This is a genomic window from Corynebacterium zhongnanshanii, assembly GCF_014490575.1.
GTDB lineage: Bacteria > Actinomycetota > Actinomycetes > Mycobacteriales > Mycobacteriaceae > Corynebacterium > Corynebacterium zhongnanshanii.
The window spans coordinates 199,307-221,285 of record NZ_CP061033.1 but is presented as its reverse complement, the minus strand read 5'-3'; the positions used below and the strand labels follow the sequence as shown (position 1 = coordinate 221,285).

The following is a 21,979-nucleotide window of genomic DNA, read 5'->3' as shown; positions in this document are numbered from 1 at the left end:
TGCGGGTTAAACCGGTTGTGGTTTACACACGTTCTGCGGTGATGACGAAGTTCTCATCACTGTTCGGCACGCACGTAATGAAGTGCAGTGTGCGGGGTTGGTTATTCCAAATGGACGCCTGCCCCGGCATATCAGCCTTCTTCACCGTCCGCTGCTCCGTGATCTTGAAAATCCCCGGGCCCGCAGCAACGATCTGGCCGTCCTCCACTAAGGATTTATGCGTCTCGGTATTGAACACATAGTTTCCTGGAGCGTAGCCGCCGCGGTCCAGGGCGTGGGCCACCACGGTGACGGACCCGTCCTCGGGGTTGCTGTAGCCGTCCGAGTAATCCGACACAACAAAAGCATCCGTGTAGTTCAGTGGCTCAATCACTCCATTGAAGGATGTGACCGACCCCAACTTCACATTCAGCTTGAGCGACGGGATCGCAAAACGCTCTCCGGTTTCGGTGACCTGGTTCATCTCTGCAGGGCTCACACCAGCATTGTCCGCGTTCGAACGGTCCACCGGGTTGCCCTTGAGGTCGCGATACACGCCGTCGTCAGGAGCGTTATCGTAGGTGACTTCGGCCGCAGTCTCGTCGTGCTTATCGTCGCTGCAGGCGGCGGTCATGGTCAGTAGTAGGGTGACCCCTACTGCACCAAGTAGTTTTTTCACAGTGATTCCTTAACGCGCGCACGCCTTAGGCTGCAACGATCCTTCCGCCGGTGGAGACGCGTGGGCCCTTCGAGGACTTCGACTCCTGAGAGGATCCCTTAGAAGACTTGGAGTGCTTCTTGGTCTCCTTCTGCAAGATGGTCTCCGGCTGCTTTTCGTTCGGGTTCACCTTCTTAGGAGGCTTAACCGGCTTAATCGGGGTTTCCCGATCGGCAGGGCTTTCCTTCTCACCGTCGTCAGAACCTTCCTTATCGGCCGGCTTGCCCGATGGTTTGCCGGAAGGCTTAGACGTTGGTTCTTCCGAAGACTTCTCGGTGGGAGCGGTGGTCGGCTCCTCCGTAGGCTCCGTGGTGGTTGCCTCCGTGGGCTCGGTGGTGGCCTCCTCGGTGGATCCTTCAGTAGACCCCTCGGCAGGATCCTCCGTGCTTTCGTCGGTGCTGTCCTCCGTGGTGGACTCTTCCGAGGTGGGCTCGGTGGTGGTCTCCTCGGTGGCGCTGTCCGTGGTGGGCTCTTCGGTGGTCTCCGCGGTGGTCTCTTCTGGAGTTACTTCCGTGGTTTCCTCGGTGGTTTCATCCGGAGTCTCCGCAGGCTTCGACCTCAGCGTGATGTGGTAGAAGCCCTGGTCGCAGTTGTCCTCGGGGCCGGTCAACGAGCCGGTGTAGGTCACGGCGATGTTGGCGTGAAGGTTGAACTGACGCGTATATTGGCCGATCTTGTCTGCGCCCGCCTGCTCAATATCAGTAGAGATGGTGTCAAAACGTTCCGTATTCCGGGTCACCGCACACTTGCCCACACCCGTCAGGCCATGGCGCGTACCCTGATCCTCGTACAGGCGAACGATCTTCGCGCGAGTCTCCTCGTCCTGCTCGGCGGTGGTCACGGGCGGCAACTCATCGGTACGAGCCCACGAGTAATCCTTCAAGGACAGGCAGCCGTCATCATAACTGGAATTAGGACCAACCGGGTTTCCACCTTCCTGGTAGCAACGCCACATGGCACTGTCAGCACGGATAGGAATGTAGGTATCCTTCCCCACCGACTTCGTGGTACCCGTGACCTCGAAGGTGTAGACGCCGGCGTGATCCAGCGCCACCTGATAGGCGTTCCACCCCGGCTGATCAGGATACGGCGATGGGGTTACACCGTATTGTATATTCGCAAATGTCTCACCATCATTGTAATCCTTGTCTCCAATAGGACTCTTGAAGAATGGCGAGACTCCATATTCTTCCCGCGCCTCCTGGTCCGGAGTGAAGTCCTCGGCAAGGCCAGTTTCTGGGCTCACTGGGATGATAGGCACCTCGTAGCTCACTTCCTTAGCCGGAAGCGAGCTCTCATACTTTTTAGCGTTAAAGTTCTCATCATCAGTCGTCGTCACCGGACGGTGCGTCAAGCGAATAGACGTCACATCCACCGTGTCCGGAATGAGAATCTGAGCACGATTAGACACTTGATTGTAGTCCGAAGAAGACAGCAGTTTCGACAACTGAACCTGCCACTTCACCTCAGTGGTGTCACCAATATTGTCCACCTCAGTCTTACCTGTATCCACGTTTGCCCCGCCCCAGGATCCGTGTACGTTGTCCGAAGGGAGCTCGTGCTGAGCACCCGCCAAAGGCGATGTCACCATCGCTGCAGTCAGGGCCATCGTGCCGAAGAGCGTGGCACCTCGCTTAAACATTCTCATGCCAAATTAATAACACACTCAGCTGTAGTCACCTATCCCCCGCAAGCACTTCCAGCTACCCCCGCTTTTGACTGGAGTCTCAAGCGACATAGTTTCCGATCGCTGAGTAAATATTAAAAGCCTGGATACCTATACTTTTAGTTAGACTTGTCTCCGCAACAACTCTCCAGCCGGGGGCGCCCGTGATCATAATCACAATCAAACCAACAAGACTCTGCACACAGAGTTCCTCAAATAGCCCCCGCGCTAAACCCCCGCGAAAGTAGCAACAATACTGCACTATCGCATGCAGAAACCCCAGAAGCTCATCACCTCCACCAAGGCGACAACTTCTGGGGCGAAACGCTAGAACTTAGACGCGTTCTGCAGTGATGACGAAGTTTTCATCGCTGTTCGGCACGCAGGTGATGAAGTGAAGGGTGCGGGGCTGGTTATTCCAAATGGACGCCTGCCCCGGCATATCAGCCTTCTTCACCGTCCGCTGCTCCGTGATCTTGAAGATCCCTGGGCCCGCGGCGATGATCTGGCCGTCCTCCACCAAGGACTTATGCGTGGCAGTGTCAAACACATAATTGCCAGGAGCATAACCTCCACGATCCAGAGCGTGAGCCACCACAGTAACCGACCCATCCTCGGGGTTGCTATAGCCATCCGAATAGTCAGACACAACAAAGGCATCCGTGTAGTTCAGCGGCTCAATCACCCCATTGAAGGAGGTGACCGACCCCAACTTCACGCTCAGCTTGAGCGATGGGATCGCAAAGCGCTCGCCGGTTTCGGTGACCTGGTTCATCTCTGCAGGGCTCACACCAGCATTGTCCGCGTTCGAGCGATCCACCGGGTTGCCCTTGAGGTCACGGTACACCTCACCCTCGGGGGCGTTATCGTAGGTGACCTCGGCCGCAGCCTCATCATGCTTGTCGTCACTGCAGGCAGTGGTCATGGTGAGCAGCAAAGCTACTCCCACTGCACCAACTAGTTTTTTCACGGTCATTCCTTAACGGCTCACGATCATTCCTTAACGGCACGCGCCTTAGGCTGCCACGACGCTTCCGCCGGTAGCAACGCGTGGACCCTGCGTGGACTTAGACTTTGGCTCCTGAGAAGAGTCGTTGGAGCTGGAGGTCTTGGACGACTTGGAGTGCTTCTTGGTCTCCTTCTGCAGGATGGTCTCCTGCTGCATGTCGTTCGGGGTGACGTCCTTCGGAGGAGTCACTGGCTTGACCGGAGTCTCGCGCTCGGTTGGGCTCTGCTTTTTGCCGCCCTCATACTCTTCCTTGTCGGAAGGCTTGTCGGTCGTCTTCTCGGAAGACTCGTCCGAAGGCTTCTCGGCAGGCTTCGTGGTTGCCTCCTCCGATGGCTCCGTGGTGGACTCCTCAGAGGTTTCCTCGGACGGCTTGCCCGAAGGCTTCTCGGTAGATTCCTCGGTGGTGTCCTCCGTGGTTTCTTCGGTGGACTCCTCCGTGCTCGGTTCCGTGGTGGACTCTTCCGAAGTGGATTCTTCGGTAGAGTCGTCCGTCATCTCCTCAGAGGTTTCTTCGGAAGGCTTCGTGGTCGGCTCGTCCGATGGCTCGGAGGTGGACTCGTCAGGAGCCGCCTCGGTGGTTTCCTCCGTGGTCTCCTCGGTCACGTCCTCGGTTGGCTCATCTTCAGGCTTATCCTTCACCTGAATGTGATAGAAGCCCTGGTCGCAGTTATCCTCGGGGCCGGTCAACGAACCGATGTAGGTCACGGCAATGTTGGCATGAAGGTTGAACTGACGCGTAAATTGGCCGATCTTGTCTGCGCCCGCCTGCTCAATATCAGTAGAGATGGTGTCAAAACGATCGGTGTTCCGGGTCACGGCACACGTACCCACACCCGTCAGGCCATGGCGTGTTCCCTGATCCTCGTAGAGGCGAACGATCTTTGCGCGGGTCTCCTCGTCCTGCTCCGCGGTGGTCACGGGTGGCAACTCATCGGTACGAGCCCACGCGTAATCCTTCAAGGACTGGCAGCCATCGTCATAAGCTGAACTTGGACGAACAGGGGTTTGACCTTCCGAGAAGCAGCGCCACAGAGCATTATCGGCACGGATAGGGATGTACGTATCCTTCCCCACCGACTTCGTGGTACCCGTCACCTCAAAGGTGTAGATGCCAACGTTATCCAGCACTACTTGATAGGCGTTCCATCCCGGCTGATCAGGATACGGCGATGGGGTCACGCCGTATTGTAGATAACCAAATGTCTCCTCATTATCAGCATCATTTGGATTATTAGTCCCAATTGGACTCTTGAAGAATGGCGAGACTCCATATTCTTCCCGCGCCTCTTGGTCCGGAGTGAAGTCCTCCTCAACGTCAGATCCTGGAGTCACCGGGATGATCGGCACTTCGTAGCTCACTTCCTTAGCCGGAACCGAACTCTCGTACTTTCCAGCGTTAAAGTTCTCATCATCAGTCGTTGTCATCGGGCGATGCGTCAAGCGAATAGACGTCACATCCACAGTATTCGGAATCAGAATCTGCGTATGACTGGATGTGTGTTTGTGATCCGAAGAAGACAGCAGTTTCGACAGCTGAACCTGCCACTTCACCTCGGTGGTATCACCGATATTGTCCACTTCAGCCTTACCGGTATCCACATTCACTCCACCGAAAGAACCGTGAATATTATCCGAAGGGACTTCCGCGTGAGCCAAAGGCGATGTCACCATCGCTGCAGTCAGGGCCATTGTGCCAAAGAGCGTGGCACCTCGCTTAAACATTCTCATGCGAATTTCATAACACGCACAGCTACAACCCAGCATTATGTAGAAACTAGCTTAGGCTACCCCCACTGTACATTATGCTACAAAATAAAACCATTTTGTATGAGAATCGCAAGAAAATAAAACGCCTGAATATTAATACTTTTGAACACGTCAAATATCTAACACTTTTCAAAAAAATACCTTCCCATCGGGGGGGGGGAGGTGACGCATATCACACGCCAATTCATGCTCATTGGCGCGCTGTGAGAATGCGCGGCGGCGTCGAATTCATAAATGATTCACGCCAGCAACCCCCGCCTCTGCAGCATTGCCCAACCCCCACGGCGGCCACCATTCAGCCCATATAAGGACCCCATTAGGTAGACTACCTATATCAAGCTGAAAATGACAGCCAATTAGCTTTCATTGAGTAACTTTTCACAGCACATCCCACCTCCCACGGAAAGGCAACCATGGACCCTATCCAGCTCACTGAGCTCACTCCATCACTAGAGCCCACCCTGGAAGGCGAAGGATTCACAGAATACCGCGCCCTGGTCCAGATCGACGAGCAAAAAATCCCAGTCCTCGTGCGGAAAAGGCACACCAGCCGCAACGTCCTGGCCGCGTTCTACAACGGTGCCCTGGTCCGCGCCAAAGCCCCGGACGGCATCGTCTTCCAACGCTCCACCTGGCTGGACGACATCAACGCAGACAGCATCCACATCGCAGACCCCACGCTGGTCCAGAACACCCGCCTGACCATCGGATGGGGACAAGGCAGCCTGGAACGCTGGGCCATCCCGGACTACGTCACCATCCTCAACCACGTCCGCGAGGCCTTTGAGCTGGCCGACCCCGCCCACACGCTGCACTACGGCAGCTCCGCCGGCGGATTCCAAGCAGCCGCCACCGCCACCCTGGATAAAGGCAGCTACGCCCTGGTCAACAACCCCCAGCTGGACTGGTCCCGCTACGCACCCGCGTACGTCAACGCGCTGCTGCGCGACGTGTTCGAGGGGCGCACCGCGGAGCAAGCCAAGGAAGAATTCGACTGGCGCATCAACATCGTCTCCCTGTTCGCCAAGGAGAACTACATCCCGCCGATGGAGATGCTCACCAACATCGCCAGCGACGGCGACTTCAACAACCACTTCATCCCGTTTTTGAACGAGCTGCGGGAGATCGACGTGGAGAACAAAACCCCTACAGTTACCGTGTCCCCGTACAGTGACAAGAACCTGGGGCACAACCCGCTAGGGAAAAACCAGACGCTCAAGGCGATCAACACGCACCTGGACCGGCTGGCACAGGGGCTGTAGGCCATGAGAGATGACCAGGAACTAGCCGCCGTCGCGCGCCTGCGCAGCGAGCACCCGGACGCGGAGCATCCGAATGCGCCACGGGCTGTGCGCGCGGATGCTCGGAGGCTCACCAAGCACCACACGCACGTCACCTTACGCAGTTACCTCCGCCAGATGTGGCGCTACCGGAAGTTCACCTACCTCAACGCGCGTTACCGGGCCATCGCCGATAACGACGACATGTTCCTGGGCCGCCTCTGGACCATCCTGGAGCCCCTGCTGCGCATCGCGATGTACGGCGTGCTGTTCGGCGTGGTGTTGAACACCTCCCGCGGGATTGAGAACTTCGTGGGGTTCCTCATCATCGGAATCATCTTCTTCTCCACGCTGTCCAAGGGGCTGACGAACGGGTCGGGGCTGATCCAGCGATCGCGTGCGTTGCTGCGCACGTTCAACTTCCCCCGGGCGTCCCTGGTGCTCGGCGAATCCCTGCGCTACCTGCTCATGAGCCTGATCCCCGCTGCGTTGGCCGTGGCCGCCGCGCTAGCGTTTCAGCATGAGGAGCCGCTGCACTGGACGATCGTGCTCGTGATTCCGATCTTTCTACTGATGAACCTGTTCGCGCTAGGCCTGTCCTTCGCCACCGCGCGCCTCACCGCGTTCATTCCTGATGCGAAAAAACTGATCTTTTATGTGAATCGCGCGTGGTTCTACGTATCCGGTATCTTTTTCTCCATCGAGCGATTCGACGCCATCCCTCGTGTTCGAAACATCATGGAGCACAACCCGGCGTATATATTCCTGGACTCTCTGCGGCACGCGATTATGTACGGCAACGCGCCCAGCCTGGAGCGGTGGTCCACAATGGTCCTGTGGACTCTTGCGGTGCTCATCATCGGATTCTTGTACTTCTGGCGAGGTGAATCACAGTATGCACGCGTTAGATAAGCCCTCTGTTGTTGTCCGCAATGTCTCCCGCGTCTACCGCGCGGATAACAAGAGCAGCATCTTCAACCGCCCGTTGGCCAGCATGACCAATGAGAAGAAGTACGTGCGCGCCCTCAACAACGTCAGCATGTACGCCAGCACGGGCGAATGCATTGGGGTGATCGGCCGGAACGGCTCGGGAAAGTCCACGTTGATGAGGCTGATCGCCGGCAACGAGGCACCGGATCATGGCGATATTTGGGTGAACGCCACCCCTACCCTCCTGAATGTCTCCGCGGCGTTGCAGCCGCGGCTGAGCGGATACAAGAACATCCGCTTAGGCCTGCTGGCCCAGGGCGCTGCCGATGAGGATATCCCCCGCCTCACGGAGGAGATCGTGGACTTCGCGGACATTGGGAAAGCCGTGGATCGCCCGATGAAGACCTATTCCTCCGGCATGGGTGCGCGCCTGAAATTCGCTATTTCCACCGCACTGCAAAGGGATTTACTGCTCATTGACGAGGCCTTAGGCACGGGTGATGCCAGTTTCACGGAAAAGGCGCAGCGCAGAATGTCCGCGTTTTTGCAGGACGCGGGCACGATTTTCCTTGTCTCCCACGCGATGTCCTCTATTCGTTCCATGTGCACCCGCGCTATATGGCTGCACGATGGTGAAATCATCGCGGATGGGGATGTGGACAGCATTGCACTGCTGTACAACAAATGGACAGCGCGCACTGCCCGCGGGAACACTGAGGCTGCCGATGACTTGATTGAGCACGTCAAAAGCGTGTATCGGCGGCCAAAGATTGAGATAGGCGATGGCACTAAAAATCTTTAGCGCCTCTAAGGCTCTTAACGTAGGATGAACGCATGGCAGTTCGTCTTTATCCTTACGGTTTCCTGCTCACAGATCGCCCCGCAGCTATTTCTGATCTAGAACTAAGGGGATTTAGCACGGAACACGTATGGGATGAGATTTTTCTTTATAAACAAAAAGACGAACCGTGCACTATTAAAGGTGACTTTGACTGCGGGCTTATCTGGCTAGGCCACGGCGCCAATACTGCCGATCATTCCTCCGGCGACATCGCGGAGGATGCCTACCAGGCGCTGCAGGAGAGCAAGGACAGCTTCGAGCAGCTTCTGGACTACTCCGTGGGACGATGGGCCTGCGTCGTATTCCTTGAGGGGCGCGGCTATGTGTACAACGACATGCTCGCCTCCCAGCCGGTGTACATCCACCGGGAGTCCTTCCTCCTCTCCTCCCACCTGCCGCTGCTCACCGAGGAGATTGATACGCGGGAGGGCACGCAGGGCACCATCACGCGCCTGGGCCAGCATCGCCTATGGGACGAAACCGAGGACGCACGCGCCGCCGCGCTCCCACCGAACTTCGTCTACGACCTCCAGCAGCGACGCCTCACGCGCTACTACCCTCACGCGGGCACGAGCATCGATGATGCCGTCACACAGGAGTCCCTGGACTCCGCAATTCAGCTGGCCCAGCGCTCGGTCAAGCACTGGCTGCAGCAGCCTTTAAAAACCCACTGCGCGCTGACCGCGGGCATCGACACGCGCCTGTGCGCAGCGGTAGCCCTGTCCGTCTCCAAGGACCTCACGTTCGTCACCTACGGCAGTGTCTCTCCCCCATCGCCGGAGGACGGGAGCACCGCCCGGTCCTACAAGATTGACGTACGCTTTTCGCAGCAGATCGCCGAGGCTTTCTCCGTCCCTCACATCACGCTGCCCATCGAGGATGCCGGCGAGTTCGGCTTGTCCGAGGAAGAGAAAAGCATCCTCTCCCGCAGTTTCCATGGCCAGCACGCGGCATTCTTCCGCGGCCTGTATGAAAACACGTTGGGCCGCCAGCCCTCCCTGTGCTTCGTGGGGTCCGGCTTTGAGGGCTTCCGTGACTACTACGTCAGCGCGAATCGCCCCATCCCAAGCAGCGCCGTGTTCAAGAAAATCACGGGCGCTGTGGCCGGTTTTTCCGAATCCCGGCGCGGCTACACACTCTCCGACGAGCAGGCCCACGAGCTGTGGGAGCGCTACGACTACGACACGGTATTAGATTCCGGCTACCCCGTGTCCAACATGCTGTACATGGAGCTGCGCGCGGGACGCTTCCAGTCCGAGGCTATCAATAGCCAAACCAGCGCATTCCTGCCGATCAATCCCCTGGCCATTCGCAAGGTTTTTGAAAAGGCGCAGGCGCATTCCTTCTACAACCGGAAGAAGAACCTGTTTTCCAAGCGCATTGTGGAATCCACCTACCCGGCACTGGCTGGCTTCCCGGTCAATGGCAAGCCATTCCATGTAGAGGAGATTCGCACACCGGGGAATGTCACGCTGCACCGCAGGAAGGATAAAGCCAGTGATTCTGCGCCTATCCACCAAACCCTGCCGGATATTGTCCAGCTCAGCGAGGACGAATTATTCGAAGGCGGCGAGGTTTTCTTCCGTGGGATTCAGGGCAGCGACCACAGCAGCGATCACGAGGCTCTATGCATCACTATTCACAACCCCTATGACCCGGGCCGAACGGTGAGCAATATCGTCCACTTTGTGCGCGTCGACGGCACGGATTTAGCAATCTACCCCATTGGAACACACCCCGAGCCGCTTACGCTCACGCTCACCGGACTGGCCCCCGGGGCGCAGGTGGACGTGGGCGTGCGTTCCACGAAAAAGAATGGCTCGGCCTGGACCGGAGTCAGCCGCACACAGCTGCTGGCCTGGGACACCTACCCCACGAAGGCGGACCAGGAGCTGGGGGTGAACGCCACTAGACCCTGCTTATGAGGGCGGCGTGCCACCGCGCCCCGTCCTCCGGCCGTCCACTTACCCAGCGATCCGCACGGATCACCCGTGGTTGTATAAATCCGCAATCTCGCGAATATATTCCAGCGTGTGCCGCCGCTCCTGGTGGGGCACCTGAGCCAGTTTTGGGACGTACCACTCCCCCATAAATCGGCGGTATTTCGTTGCCCGATACCGCCTGAACAGTCGTTTCTCGCGAAGCCACCGCACAGTCTGTCTCTCCCGGAGCAGACTCTTGCGGAAATAGTCGGCCGTGATCACATTGGTGACCGACCCTTCCCGTTCCGCATAATAATTCACCCACGCATCCGTGACGCACCCACGCTGACGCGCAGCCACTGCGATCTGCCACCCGAATAAACTATCTTGACCGACGCCGCCTTCTACAAAACGGAATCCCGACTGGTGAAGCAGCGCGCGTGATATCAGGCTGGACTGCGTGGGAATAACGGGGAATGTGAAAAGCCACAGGAATGCCCGCGCGGAGAGAGCAAAGCACCGGCCTTTCAGGCCTTCGTAATAGCCGTCCGTGCCCACGGTGTTGGTGGCGATTTTCCGCTGGTAGCCCACCAGAAAGTCTGGCTGTCTGCGCCGCGACTCTCGATGCAGCGCGCCCGCGCGTTCCAGGAGGCGGTCATATCCCCGGAAGGAGATCTCATTATCGGGATCTAGGAATGCGACGAAGTCGCCGCGCGCGGCGTCGATTCCCCTATTTCTGGGTCGGGAGGCGGACCCGCTGGGCGTTGCCCCCGCGCGGAGCACGGCCATCTGTGGCACCAGGCGGGCCAGGCGCTCCAGGGCGGAAAGGGAATCGCTGGGGGTGCTGCCATCGTTGACGATCAGTATCTGCCAGCGCTCCCAGGTGCTGTGGCACAGGAGGCTGAGGAGGCATCGGCCGAGGTAGAAGTCCGCGTTGTTACACACCGGTGTGATGAGTGTGAGCGCGGGGGTGTGCGCGGCGGGCACGGGTTCGGTCGGCTCCGGCTCGGTGGGGTTCAGCTCGGTGGAGGTGGACTCGGTCGGCAGGAGGAAGCGGCGCGCCAGGCTGTCCCAGTCGAGGGTGATCGAATCAAGGCCACTGGCACGCAGGAGTAGCACCAGGTCCTGGATGCGTTTCGGGGTGAGCTCCACGTGCTGGGGCGAGGAGAGGTGGAACACCTCCCGATCCACCACGGTGCCGGCGCGCTCACGAGAAAACACCACGCGCTGCTGGGCTGCGTTGTTCTGCGCTGAACTCTCCTGAATCACGTGCTGAATGCACTCAAACGGCTCAGTGCACACGACGTTCCCCTCCGGGAAAACGCTGAACAGAATACGCCGGAGTTGGCCCCGGCGTGAATAATTCTTCATGCACTGCAGGGAGGCATTCAGCAGCACTATGCCCAGGAGCTCCCGTTGAGTATCAGTCAGCGTATCGGGAGTATTCAGGCCGTCACACAGATCAGCGGAAAAGAGGAGGGAGGGTAATGAATTGAACAGCTGGGCGTCGTATATGTCACGGACCAGGAAACCACGCCGAATATAGTCAGCATCGGCCAGGAAACGCTCCGCCACAGTCAGCGTAGGCGCCGCAGCAGTCCTATCCACAGCGGGAATTGGGCCGGTGATCTGTGTTGAGAGCTCACCGGTATCGGAGATAAACCACGGGCGCGCGGATTCCTCAGGCAAGCACTGGACGGTTTCTACGCGCAGAGTGTGCGCAGTGTCGGCGGGGAGAGCGCAATTCGCAGTATCTTGTTCCGTCACCAGAATGCCCGCGAGTTCGAGCAGGTCGGCGCATTCTTCGACGGCGAGGCTGTCGCTAGTCTGCCACAGGATAATCCGGATTCTGGGGTTATTCGCGCGGAACCACTGGAACATTTCGCGCGTGGACGACCGCACGTCGGGAGAAATAGTCCGCGGGTGAAGTTCCAGCAGCACATAGTGGGCGGAATCAGTGTGCGCGTTACCAGCGGCTCGGAGATTCTCGAGGGAAAAGTCGTCAGGGCACAGAGACAAGCACTGGTCGGCATGAATACTGCGCAGGAAAGCCTCGCTCCCCACATGAATGCCGCAAATAGTAGACGTGCTCACCTGTGCTCACCTGTTGTGGTCACGTGCGAATTAATCCTCAGGCTCCGCCTCAAGCCGAGCGCTCGGATACAGCGTCCGCACGCCCACCTGCAGCGGCAACACTGGCATATCCACCAGGCCCACGAAATGGGAAATGCCTTCGTCTTCCTCCAGCTCTTCCGAGGCGCCATCCTGCACCAGCGCCACCACAATACGGCCATCCAACGCCAGCTCCCGGAGGTCGTAATAATCCGAATTGAAGTTGGACTCGCGGTCAATGACCAGGCCCGTTCCGGAGCTATTCTTCAGCGTAGAGTTCAGCTCCTTCACGGAATCAAACTCCGACGCATCGAAATTGCTCGGAGTATCCAGCAACGACTGACGGGCGTAAATCGCATCCGGCGAGAGGAAATCAATCAGATGTGACAGAGTCTTGTCTTTCAGAATTTGGGCGCTATCCTCGCCGTGATGCAGCGCGCCGCCTCGCAGGAACTCGGCCACGTGCACCACATCCAAGGAGGGCTTATCCTCCGAGTTCACACTTCCCGCACCGCTGGAGACCAACGCCGGAATCTGATCCTCGGAGCGGCCCAGTTCCTGATTGAATTGACGCTCGAACCGGGTGAGCTGCGCTTTGGTCCGCTCCACGCGCTTCTCGGTTTTGCGAATATCCCGCGTCAATCGACTCACGGCCTGAATGGAGGCCTCGTTGTAAATCATGATGAGCGGCAGTGCCGTGAGTGCCAGGATCAGCACCGTGTAGTGGTGGAAAATAAGGGCCACGGCCACACCGTATCCCACCGCAATAAGAATGAGCAGCAGGCTCAGCTTCCAGCGCCTACCTGTCCGTGGTTTCTTGTCGTGATCTTGTGCCATTATCCTTCGCCTGAATGTTGTTCTTACAAGGGAACTGATGGGGTCTTAGAGGGAAATGAGGTTTCCAGCGTCCTGCCTACGCAGCAGCGGCAGCTTCTTCGCCGGTGCCGCGATGCTGAGCAGGGAGTTTTTCATCCTCTCGGACACAAGACTCCAGCTGTATTCCTCCGCAATGGTCTGCTGAGCATTCTTGACCATGGTGCGCTGCACGTCGGCGTCGTCGAGGAGATATTCAATCTCCCGGGCGAGGGACTCCGGATCCTGCTCCTGGAACACACGCGCGATCCTTCCGCCCTGCGCCAGTTCGCTAAGCGCCGAGACGCTGGAGACCAGCAGCGGGCGGCCGGCGGCCATCGCCTCGAACGGTTTCAGTGGCGTGACGCACTCAGTGGCCGGGGTGGACTTTCGGGGCAGGCACACCATTTTGACGTCGTTAAATTGGTACACGGCCTGGCTGGCGGGAACCTTTCCTGCGAGATTGACCTGGTCGTCGATCCCCAGATCATGGGCCAGCTTGCGCAGGAACTTTTCCTCCTTGCCACCACCTACGATTTTCGCGGTGACGGTCTTGCCCTTCTTCTTCAGCTCGTGAATGGCGTGCAGCAACACGTCCAGGCCCTCGTAATCCACCAGGGAGCCCACATAGCCGATGTCGTAATTGAAGGTCTCCACCTCATCCAGCGGAGGAACCAGGCTAAAGCGGGTGGCATCCACGGCATTGGGGACAAGGCCGATCTCCACGGACTTCTCGTTGCGTTCCTTCAGCAGGTTGGCCATGGAGTGGTTCATGGAGACCACGCAATCGGCAGACGCCACCGTGGCATCCTCCATGCGCGCAATCCGGTTGGCCTTTCCATATGCCCCGCGGCCCTGGAATACCAGCTCCCACAGGCCAGAGATTTCATACAGCACCGGCAACCCCAGCTGATGTGCTGCAATCAACGCCGGCAGCGCAATCAGATACGTGGACCGCACGTGCACCACATTCGGCTGCTCGCGCTCAAAGACCTCTAAGTACTTAGAGACGCAGTCCAGCATGTAGCGGAACTCGCCCCTCTTGCGGGGAAAGTCCGTGGACAGGTGACGGTAGCGCACGCCATCGACCACGTCGTCCTCGTATGGCGGACGGGCGCGCTTATCCACCCGCTCCTGAATAAAGCCTGGTCGCGTGTAACCAATAACGGTCAGGCCGTTTCCCTGCAGGCCCTTCAGCAGTCCCTGGGCGCGCCCGGTGTAGCCACCAATGTGGTTCGGCAGGGACGAGTGCAAAATGGTGACAACCTTGGTGCGGCTCTGGAGGCGAATACCACCCTTATCCGTAATCTCCTCCGAAGAGTACCGCTGAGACAGGGTAATCAGCTCCACGGCCGCCTGAGCTTCCTTATACAGGGTGCGATCTTTCGGATCGTTCAGTTCCTCGTGATCCAAGGCCACGATGGACTCAAAATCGCCCTGGTCCCATAAGTCTTTAATCATCGCGCTCTGCGCGCTTTCCTTTTGTGGCTGTAACACTATTCTTGTCCTAAAAATTCATATACTGTACTGAGAAGTTTTTCGTGCCGCTGCCACGTATTGTCCGCGGCCACGGAATGTAACCCGGTGGAATCGCGAGACCCCGTGGAATCGCGTGGCCTCACGGAATGGCGCGACCCCGCATTATGCCGGAAGCATTGTACGTCATCAATTGCCTGAGCCAATGCCGCGGTATTCCCCGGTTCCACATATACCGCTCGACCACCTGTGATCTCCTTGAGCGCCGGAAGATCGCTGGCAATGATTGCTTTATCACACGCCATGGCCATCAACGGCTTCATGGGTGGCACTGCCCGTGTGACTCTTTCATCTCTGCGTGGGATGATCAAGGCATCAAGTGCCGCATAATATTTCCACACCTCCTCATGAGGCACACGCCCATAAAAACGAATGCGGTCCTGCAGTTTCAAGGCCTCCACCTGGTCCACAAGGCGGTGATATTCTTCCCCATCGCCCACGATGACCAGGCGAATATTTTTACGCACCTGCTGCATTGCTTCGATCAACAGATCAATGCCCTCGTAGCCCACCAGCGCGCTGATCACGCCGATGTAGACCGCGTCCTCGCGCTCGGGCTCCCACCCCAGCTCCAGCCGCAGCGCCGCCACATCATAGCTCCGCTGCAGCCACTGCTCCTCCACTCCGTTGGGGAGCACGAAGATCTTCTCCTCGTCCACACCCGCCGCGACCAGCATGTTCTTGATTACCTGGCTGATGCACACCACGGCCGCGGCCTTGCGGGCGGCGTCCACTTCCTGTTCCCAGGCGTGGGCATACTGCTCCGAGCCTGCAGCCACCTCAGCCAGCTCTGCCGGCATCCGTGACAACCACGTGTCCTGTGCAAGCCCCCGCATTTCATAGATCCACGGGATCCCTAGCTGCCGCGCGGCACGGGACACCACCTGCGCATTGGCATATGGCGTTGTGGTGTGAAGCACGGTGGCTTGCATGTCCCGCGCTTTTTCCACCAGCAATTCCGCGGCATAGTCGGCCCGTTTCCGCTCGGTCCAGGGATAGCGCCACCCCACCAATCGGGTCATATTATGACGCGCATCGTCAATGGGAAAACGGAGATGCCCGATAACCAGCGGATATCCCAGCCGAGTAATTCCCCGCACGCGCATTCCCATGCGTTCGTACATGTCCATGATCGCCCGGGACCGCAGCGAATACCCCGACTGGGTAAACGGCAGTGAATTGGTGAGAACATACGCCACGGTGGCGCCGCGCCCCGCATTCTGGTGCGCTGTGGGGCTTTCTATAATCGACGCCGCCTCTCGCTCAGCCGCCTCACCCCCATTAACAAGGCGCGTAACAACCCGGCCAATTCCTTCGTGCATCATTGATGCTCTCCGCTCCCAGGTTCCCGCGTTATTCACGTAGAGCTGGCCGTCAATATACACAGACTGTCCGGGAGCAGCCAGGCGCTGCATCCAGGGTGCAGTACGGTCGAAGCGCTGCGCAATCTTCTGCACAAAACTGCGCGGCTCGGTCAGCAGATGATGCAGCGAAAAACTACACACGCATGCGGCTCGCTGCAGCGTAATTCCCAGGGTGTTCATTTACGCCACCACCCGATTAAGGAAGCTAAGCACGTCATCGGGCACGGATTCTTCCCTCAACCGCTTCACCCAGCGCTGTCCCTTGTCCGAAGGGGTCAGCAAGCTCGGGTTATTGATGAGCTTGATCCATAAAGCCGCCAACGCCTCGGGGTTTTCGGGTTCCACCACATGTCCCGCACCCAGCTGCTCAATGAGGTGTCCACCTTCGCCGCTGACCACACCGGAAATGTGTACTCCCACTTCCATGAGCTCGTAGGTCTTGGACGGCACGGTCCATTCCAGTGGTTCCCAGTCCGTCAGGTGAACCAGCGCGGTATCGGCCCAGCTATACAAATCATTGAGGGAATCTGCCGGGCGGCGGCGCAGAAACTCGGCCTCAATTCCTTCTTGCCGGGCAATTTCATGGAGGCGTTTTTTCGCAGCCCCGGCGCCCACAAAAGTCAGATGGATGTCATACCCAGCGTTACGAACCAGTGCCGCAGCCTTCAGCGCGTTTTCTAGGTTCTGTGCCCGCCCCAGCGTACCAGCGTAGAGCACATGTAAACCGCGCTGTTTTTCAGCTGGCGCAATGGCTCCCGTGTCGTGTGATTCCGGGGGAAAGACATTCCGGATCGTCAGCACATTGCGGGGTGTGGACTTGTCGTCCAATGTGTACAGCAAACGCTCACGAAAGTTCTCCGAGGTCACGATAATCCCATCGGCCTTATCCAGCACCGTGGATAGCACCTGCCGGGTCATGTTCACCACCGCGGGCAATGGCCCTTTCCTCAACACGCGCTCGCGCAGGGACGTCTTTCCCAAAGATTTGTTCCATTTATCGGCATACGCCAACAGGTCTGGCCAGGCATCCCTCAGGTCAATTACAAAGGGCACCTTCATGTATCGCGCAATAACCGCGGCCAGCGCTGCGGTGGGTAGTGCGGGAACCGTGCCGATAATCAGATCAACATCCCGCAGGCACTGCCGATACCGAAACACGGTCCACACGGTGGACAATGCCCCGGCCGCCTGGTGCGCAATTTTCGCGGTGAGGGAATCGCCATTGGGGAAATAGCCACTACGGATAATCAGCTCTCCACCAATGCCGCGTTCACCCTTCGGTGAATTGTGGTGGCTCGCACTGCGGAGTTGCCGCGCATAATCCTTAAAGGAGGAGGCTTGTTCCTGCATCGGCGGTGGCGTAATCACCACCACCTCGTGCCCGCCGGCGTCCGTAAGAATCTTACTGAGCCATGACCAACGCCGTTGTGGCACACCATTTTCTGGGTACCACAACTGCGAGAGCACTAAGATCTTCAGGGCTTCTTCTCCTCACCAAGGCGGCACAGCGCACCGCGAACAAGGGGCACAAGCGCGCTATTTACGCCAGATTCCCTTCGTGTCGATCACCGTCTTGCCGTCCAAGGTGGAGCGGCCCAGCTCAATAAACTCCTTGTGGTTCACCAGCAACAACACCACATCCGCGGCTGCAACTGCGTCCTCCACGGATTGCAGTTGAACATTGTCGAATGCTGCCAAGGAGTGAGGCAGGGCGTCGATATTTGGCTCAACCACGCGCAGGTCGTAACCCGGATTGTCCTCGGCGAGCGTGCGCACAATATCCAAGGACGGCGACTCGCGAAGGTCATCAATATCGTTCTTAAACGCAATTCCCAGCGCCGCAACGACTGGCTTTTCCAGGGATTCCAGCGCCTTATTGACCTTGCCCAATACCCACTCCGGCTTGGCATCATTGACTTCACGGGCCAAGCGAATGAGCTTTGCCTCCTCCGGCACCGACGACACAATGAACCATGGGTCCACCGCAATGCAATGTCCTCCGACGCCCGGCCCTGGTTGCAAAATGTTCACGCGAGGGTGGTGGTTCGCCAACTCGATCAGCTCCCACACATCAATTCCCAGGCGATCGCTAATCAGGGACAACTCATTGGCGAACGCAATGTTGATGTCCCGGAAGGAGTTTTCCGTCAGCTTCGCCATTTCTGCGGTGGTTGCGTCCGTCTGCAGCAATTCAGCGGTGCAGAAAGTGCCGTAGAGGTCGCAGGCCATCTGCGTTGCGCGAGGAGTGAGGCCGCCAATAACGCGGTCGTTATTCTCCATCTCCTCCATGATTTGTCCAGGTAGAACGCGCTCCGGGCAGTGCGCCACGAAAATGGCATTGTCCGCGCCCTCATCCAGGGACAGATCGGGGCGCAAATTCAGCAGAGTGTCCGCCATGGCACGGGTGGTTCCTGGAGGGGAGGTGGATTCCAGCACCACCAGCGCACCCGGCTTCAGGTGGGGCGCCATAGCTTCCGCCGCGGAATTGATGTACTTCGGATCAACCTCGTGATTGTCCTTAAAAGGCGTAGGCACGCAGACAATGTAGGCGTCCGCCTCAATCTGCTCGGACTGGGCCACCAAATAGCCCTCGGACACGACCTTCTCCAGCAGCTCATCAAAGCCCGGCTCCACGAAAGGAACCTCGCCCCGATTAATGGATTCCACGAAGGTGGGGTTGACGTCCACGCCCGTCACTTTGATGTTTTTCGAGGCGATGAACGCTGCAGTGGGAAGGCCGATGTATCCGAGCCCAACCACACATACTGACTCAAATTGTTGCATTGTTATTCCTTTTGTGCAGGTAAAACGGTATTTTTAAGACTGTTCTATCTTGTTATGTATTCCGATCGCGTGAAACGAGCACCCGACCGCGCCCCGGGGGGTGTTAGAGCAGCACCCGGGACTCGTTCTTCACGCTGAAGTCCGCCAGCCGCTCGCCCACGCCCAGAAGCTCCGCGATCGCCGCGACAGCACGTGGGGCGCCGAACCCATCACCATACGGATTCACCGCATTGGCCATGGCGTCGTAGGCATCATCGTCATCCAGCAGCAGGCGGGATTCGGCGACGATCAGCTTGCGGTCCGTGCCCACCAGCTTGACCGTGCCGGCGTCCACGGCTTCGGGGCGCTCGGTGTTGTTGCGCATCACCAGCACGGGCTTGCCCAGGGACGGCGCCTCCTCCTGTACCCCGCCGGAGTCCGTCAGGATCACGTCGGCGCGGTTCAGCAGCTTCGTGAACTGGTCATACGGCAGCGGATCGGTGATGAGCACGTTGCCGAGGGACTCCACCTCCGGCAGCACCGCGGAGCGCACCAGCGGGTTCAGGTGCAGCGGCAGGACGAATTGAACGTCGGGGTAAATGATCGCCAGGTCCTGTACCGCGCCGCCGATTTCCTTCATTGCGTCCAGGTTTTCACGCCGGTGCGTGGTCACCACGACCATTCGCCGATTCCCCGACGCCGCCTCCGCCAATGCCGGATCCTCAAAACGAGTGTTCCAGCTTGCTGCTTCCAAAAGTGCGTCGATGACCGTATTTCCGGTGACCACTATGCCACGGGAATCGATGTTTTCAATGCACAGGTTCTCTTTCGCGCCGGCAGTTGGGGCGAGGTGCAGGGATGCTACCTGACCGATAATTTTACGGTTGGCTTCTTCAGGGAATGGGGACAGAATATCGCCGGTGCGCAGGCCCGCTTCCAGGTGAACAATTTTCACGTCGCGGTGGAAACCAGCGATAGCGGCAGCGGCGGCAGTGGAAGTATCGCCTTGAGAAACGATAACGTCTGGATTGTATTCATCAATGACCGAATCAAGCCCGGCAATAGCGCGGGACACCAGTTCATTGAGGCCCTGCCCCTGCTTCATGAGTTGCAGGTCCACCGTGGGCGTAATGCCAAACATGGTGTTGACCTGTTCGAGCATTTCCTTGTGCTGACCAGTGGAAACAGCAATGGACTCGAACCTCTCGTCCCGCTCCAGCTCCTTAATGAGCGGAGCGACTTTGATTGCCTCAGGACGAGTTCCGTACACCGTCATCACCTTCGGCCGTGACATTATTTCTCCTCAAGCCTCGTGGATTTTCTTCAGTTCAGCGACACAACGATTGCGTTTCGTAGGATATTTTTGCTTAGGAGGATAATTATGCCGTTCGCACATCGCTTTACTTAGTACTAAGTTGCACGAGCTGCGTTTTCGCACGGTATTAATTATCGTTTCCTAAGTCAACATTCTCCGTTCAATCAGTAGCTTAGATGTATGTTTACATGAAACCCGTTGCAGATTACAACCCCCTGCTTGCCCGTTAACTTAGAATTAATCTCCGCAAAACCCACCGGTCATACACGGACACTATTAATAGTGTTGTGGGACAAATCGTTTCCACATCTGTTACTTGATAGCGTAGGGAAACAAATTGATCTGTACCGCCTCCGTTAACCGAGAAACCTAAGTAGAAATACTTTCACAACTTAGTGTACACTCACTTGGCGTTAGGGCATACTTACCATTCGTTAGGCTAAAGATAGCTTCGGGTGGGTGGTTCCCTCGCCTCTCCAATCTTCTGACATGTCTTTTCGACCTGAAATACTGAAAGGTATTCACAATGCGCACGTTCCGCACGATTGCACTCGCTGTAACCACTGCGTCTTCCATTGCTTTTGCCGGTTCCGCCGTCGCCGTAGCCGACACCCAGGACACCGAGAGCACCCCATCCACCACCGAGCAGACCGCACCAGCTGCTGAGGACAACGCTTCTGAGAAGGCCGACGAGAACGCCGAAAACAACGCCTCCGAGGACAAGGATTCCGAGGAGAAGGCAGACTCGAAGGAGGCTGACAACAAGGAGTCTGAGGGCAAGACCTCCGACAACAACACCCCCGAAAAGGGTGACAAGGACAACGAGAAGGCTGACTCCGAGCAGAAGCCTGGCGACAAGACGCCAGCACCGAAGAAGGACTCCTTCGACCCACTGGGTTCCCTGGAGCTGGATAAGCCAGTGAAGGGCCAGTCTCTGTTCGGATTCTCCACCGGTAACTGGGGCTCCGGCGACCACCGCTTCGGCTTCGACCTGACCGGCAAGGACGCTGAGGACCGCGAGGACATTCCAGTGTGGGCACAGCTGGTCTTCGGCTCCGCTATCGCTAGCCTGGTTGTTCTGTCTGCTGCAACTCTGGCAAGCCAGGTTCAGGCTCAGCAGATCAACCTGCCTGAGGTGAACCTGCCGGAGATCAAGTTCCCTGAGACCATCACCCTTCCTTCCGTTCAGCTGCCACAGGTGAACTTCAAGGAGATCAAGCTGGAGGGTCTGGCTATCCCAACCTTGCCACAGGCTCAGGGCCCAGCCGCTTCCGGTTTCGACATCGTGTGGCGTGACGTGATCGTGAAGGTTCCAGACGTCGTCTGGCGCTAAGCCCCACGGTTCTCCCTACCCCCCTCCGCTCCCCAGCATCTTTCCCCCTGAAAGGCTCCCCACTATGAAGAAGCTTCGCACTGCAACCGTTGCTGTAGCCACCGCTGCCACCATGGCATGCGCTGGTACCTCCTTCGCTGCTGCCGACGAGGCAGCCGCCAACCAGCCAGCCGCCAACCAGCCAGCTGCATCCCAGCTTGGTGAGGCACAGCAGCCAGCTGCAGACCAGAACGACCAGGCTCCACAGGCCCCTAAGACTGCTGAGAAGCAGACCGAGAAGAAGACCAAGGGTGGCGCCCGCCCAGGCGACCCAACCTACTTCGGAGGCCTCTTCACCAAGATTGGCCACCAGCTGGAGGCTGACCAGGAGATCACCGGCTACGAGTTCTTCGGTTCCTCCGAGCCTGAGCACACCCCTCGTTGGGCTGAGCTCTTCCGCTTCGGCGCTGCCAGCGCTTTCATCGCTGCCGTCGCTTCCGTGCTGAACGTTTTTGTTCCTCGCTAAGCGTGCAGCGCGCGTGAGCCACCAGCTCACAGCCCACTAAGCCCACAGGCCGGGCGCTCCTCCCCAGGAGCGTCCGGCCTGTCGCTT

Annotated in this window: 17 protein-coding genes; 6 read left to right on the top strand and 11 right to left on the bottom strand. The window is 58.1% G+C overall.

Annotated elements, in window-relative coordinates; genetic code table 11:
- Window positions 1-22 precede the first annotated feature (22 nt).
- The 4 genes from IAU67_RS00955 to IAU67_RS00940 form a co-directional block, all read right to left on the bottom strand.
- Window positions 23-658, bottom strand: coding sequence for a sortase family protein (locus IAU67_RS00955; RefSeq protein ID WP_151842633.1), 636 nt, complete (start codon window positions 656-658; stop codon window positions 23-25).
- Between the two features lie 25 nt (window positions 659-683).
- Complete coding sequence (locus tag IAU67_RS00950) at window positions 684-2,345, bottom strand: hypothetical protein (RefSeq protein ID WP_151842634.1); 1,662 nt, start codon at window positions 2,343-2,345, stop codon at window positions 684-686.
- A 352-nt stretch (window positions 2,346-2,697) separates the two neighbouring features.
- Window positions 2,698-3,333: a sortase family protein gene (locus tag IAU67_RS00945; protein WP_151842635.1), complete on the bottom strand. Its 636-nt coding sequence runs from the start codon at window positions 3,331-3,333 to the stop codon at window positions 2,698-2,700.
- Window positions 3,334-3,378: 45 nt separating this feature from the next.
- On the bottom strand, window positions 3,379-5,061 hold the full coding sequence (locus IAU67_RS00940; RefSeq protein ID WP_151842636.1) for a hypothetical protein: 1,683 nt from the start codon (window positions 5,059-5,061) through the stop codon (window positions 3,379-3,381).
- A gap of 491 nt (window positions 5,062-5,552) precedes the next feature.
- Between IAU67_RS00940 and IAU67_RS00935 the strand changes: the two genes are divergently transcribed.
- Genes IAU67_RS00935 through IAU67_RS00920 form a run of 4 tightly spaced genes read left to right on the top strand, consistent with a single transcriptional unit; the run spans window position 5,553 to window position 10,115 of the window.
- The gene (locus tag IAU67_RS00935; RefSeq protein ID WP_151842637.1) at window positions 5,553-6,401 is read left to right on the top strand and encodes a prolyl oligopeptidase family serine peptidase; all 849 of its coding nucleotides are present in this window, start codon (window positions 5,553-5,555) and stop codon (window positions 6,399-6,401) included.
- A gap of 3 nt (window positions 6,402-6,404) precedes the next feature.
- The gene (locus tag IAU67_RS00930; RefSeq protein ID WP_151842638.1) at window positions 6,405-7,331 is read left to right on the top strand and encodes an ABC transporter permease; all 927 of its coding nucleotides are present in this window, start codon (window positions 6,405-6,407) and stop codon (window positions 7,329-7,331) included.
- Window positions 7,315-8,151, top strand: coding sequence for an ABC transporter ATP-binding protein (locus tag IAU67_RS00925; protein ID WP_151842639.1), 837 nt, complete (start codon window positions 7,315-7,317; stop codon window positions 8,149-8,151). Before IAU67_RS00930 ends, IAU67_RS00925 begins: the two co-directional genes overlap by 17 nt.
- A gap of 32 nt (window positions 8,152-8,183) precedes the next feature.
- Window positions 8,184-10,115 (top strand): hypothetical protein, encoded by a 1,932-nt coding sequence (locus IAU67_RS00920; protein ID WP_151842640.1) that lies wholly within the window; start codon window positions 8,184-8,186, stop codon window positions 10,113-10,115.
- A 60-nt stretch (window positions 10,116-10,175) separates the two neighbouring features.
- Here IAU67_RS00920 and IAU67_RS00915 read toward each other — a convergent pair whose 3' ends face one another.
- From IAU67_RS00915 to wecB, 7 genes are all read right to left on the bottom strand, one after another.
- Window positions 10,176-12,206: a glycosyltransferase family 2 protein gene (locus IAU67_RS00915; protein WP_151842641.1), complete on the bottom strand. Its 2,031-nt coding sequence runs from the start codon at window positions 12,204-12,206 to the stop codon at window positions 10,176-10,178.
- 30 nt (window positions 12,207-12,236) lie between these two features.
- Window positions 12,237-13,061, bottom strand: a complete 825-nt coding sequence (locus IAU67_RS00910; RefSeq protein ID WP_151842642.1) for a hypothetical protein — start codon at window positions 13,059-13,061, stop codon at window positions 12,237-12,239.
- Between the two features lie 45 nt (window positions 13,062-13,106).
- A complete protein-coding gene (locus IAU67_RS00905) occupies window positions 13,107-14,537 on the bottom strand; it encodes a glycosyltransferase family 4 protein (protein ID WP_151842643.1) in 1,431 nt (476 codons plus the stop codon).
- A gap of 35 nt (window positions 14,538-14,572) precedes the next feature.
- Window positions 14,573-16,156 (bottom strand): glycosyltransferase, encoded by a 1,584-nt coding sequence (locus IAU67_RS00900; RefSeq protein ID WP_151842644.1) that lies wholly within the window; start codon window positions 16,154-16,156, stop codon window positions 14,573-14,575.
- Window positions 16,157-17,410 (bottom strand): glycosyltransferase family 4 protein, encoded by a 1,254-nt coding sequence (locus tag IAU67_RS00895; protein WP_225723545.1) that lies wholly within the window; start codon window positions 17,408-17,410, stop codon window positions 16,157-16,159.
- A 102-nt stretch (window positions 17,411-17,512) separates the two neighbouring features.
- Entirely contained in the window at window positions 17,513-18,760 is a 1,248-nt protein-coding gene (gene wecC, locus IAU67_RS00890) for a UDP-N-acetyl-D-mannosamine dehydrogenase (RefSeq protein ID WP_151842646.1), read from the bottom strand.
- 103 nt (window positions 18,761-18,863) lie between these two features.
- Window positions 18,864-20,033 (bottom strand): non-hydrolyzing UDP-N-acetylglucosamine 2-epimerase, encoded by a 1,170-nt coding sequence (gene wecB / locus IAU67_RS00885; RefSeq protein ID WP_151842647.1) that lies wholly within the window; start codon window positions 20,031-20,033, stop codon window positions 18,864-18,866.
- Window positions 20,034-20,580: 547 nt separating this feature from the next.
- Here wecB and IAU67_RS00880 point away from each other — a divergent pair.
- Together IAU67_RS00880 and IAU67_RS00875 are read left to right on the top strand one after the other, a co-directional pair.
- Window positions 20,581-21,387 (top strand): prolipoprotein diacylglyceryl transferase, encoded by an 807-nt coding sequence (locus IAU67_RS00880; RefSeq protein ID WP_151842648.1) that lies wholly within the window; start codon window positions 20,581-20,583, stop codon window positions 21,385-21,387.
- Window positions 21,388-21,451: 64 nt separating this feature from the next.
- Entirely contained in the window at window positions 21,452-21,892 is a 441-nt protein-coding gene (locus IAU67_RS00875; RefSeq protein ID WP_151842649.1) for a hypothetical protein, read from the top strand.
- The last annotated feature ends 87 nt before the right edge of the window (window positions 21,893-21,979 follow it).

Bases quoted from the DNA above. Each gene is read 5' to 3' on its own strand.
- IAU67_RS00900 (WP_151842644.1), bottom strand. From the start codon at position 16,156: ATGAACACCCTGGGAATTACGCTGCAGCGAGCCGCATGCGTGTGTAGT.
- wecC (WP_151842646.1), bottom strand. From the start codon at position 18,760: ATGCAACAATTTGAGTCAGTATGTGTGGTTGGGCTCGGATACATCGGC.
- IAU67_RS00905 (WP_151842643.1), bottom strand. From the start codon at position 14,537: ATGATTAAAGACTTATGGGACCAGGGCGATTTTGAGTCCATCGTGGCC.
- IAU67_RS00925 (WP_151842639.1), top strand. From the start codon at position 7,315: ATGCACGCGTTAGATAAGCCCTCTGTTGTTGTCCGCAATGTCTCCCGC.
- IAU67_RS00930 (WP_151842638.1), top strand. From the start codon at position 6,405: ATGAGAGATGACCAGGAACTAGCCGCCGTCGCGCGCCTGCGCAGCGAG.
- IAU67_RS00940 (WP_151842636.1), bottom strand. From the start codon at position 5,061: ATGGCCCTGACTGCAGCGATGGTGACATCGCCTTTGGCTCACGCGGAA.
- IAU67_RS00880 (WP_151842648.1), top strand. From the start codon at position 20,581: ATGCGCACGTTCCGCACGATTGCACTCGCTGTAACCACTGCGTCTTCC.
- IAU67_RS00935 (WP_151842637.1), top strand. From the start codon at position 5,553: ATGGACCCTATCCAGCTCACTGAGCTCACTCCATCACTAGAGCCCACC.
- IAU67_RS00950 (WP_151842634.1), bottom strand. From the start codon at position 2,345: ATGAGAATGTTTAAGCGAGGTGCCACGCTCTTCGGCACGATGGCCCTG.
- IAU67_RS00920 (WP_151842640.1), top strand. From the start codon at position 8,184: ATGGCAGTTCGTCTTTATCCTTACGGTTTCCTGCTCACAGATCGCCCC.
- wecB (WP_151842647.1), bottom strand. From the start codon at position 20,033: ATGTCACGGCCGAAGGTGATGACGGTGTACGGAACTCGTCCTGAGGCA.
- IAU67_RS00910 (WP_151842642.1), bottom strand. From the start codon at position 13,061: ATGGCACAAGATCACGACAAGAAACCACGGACAGGTAGGCGCTGGAAG.
- IAU67_RS00875 (WP_151842649.1), top strand. From the start codon at position 21,452: ATGAAGAAGCTTCGCACTGCAACCGTTGCTGTAGCCACCGCTGCCACC.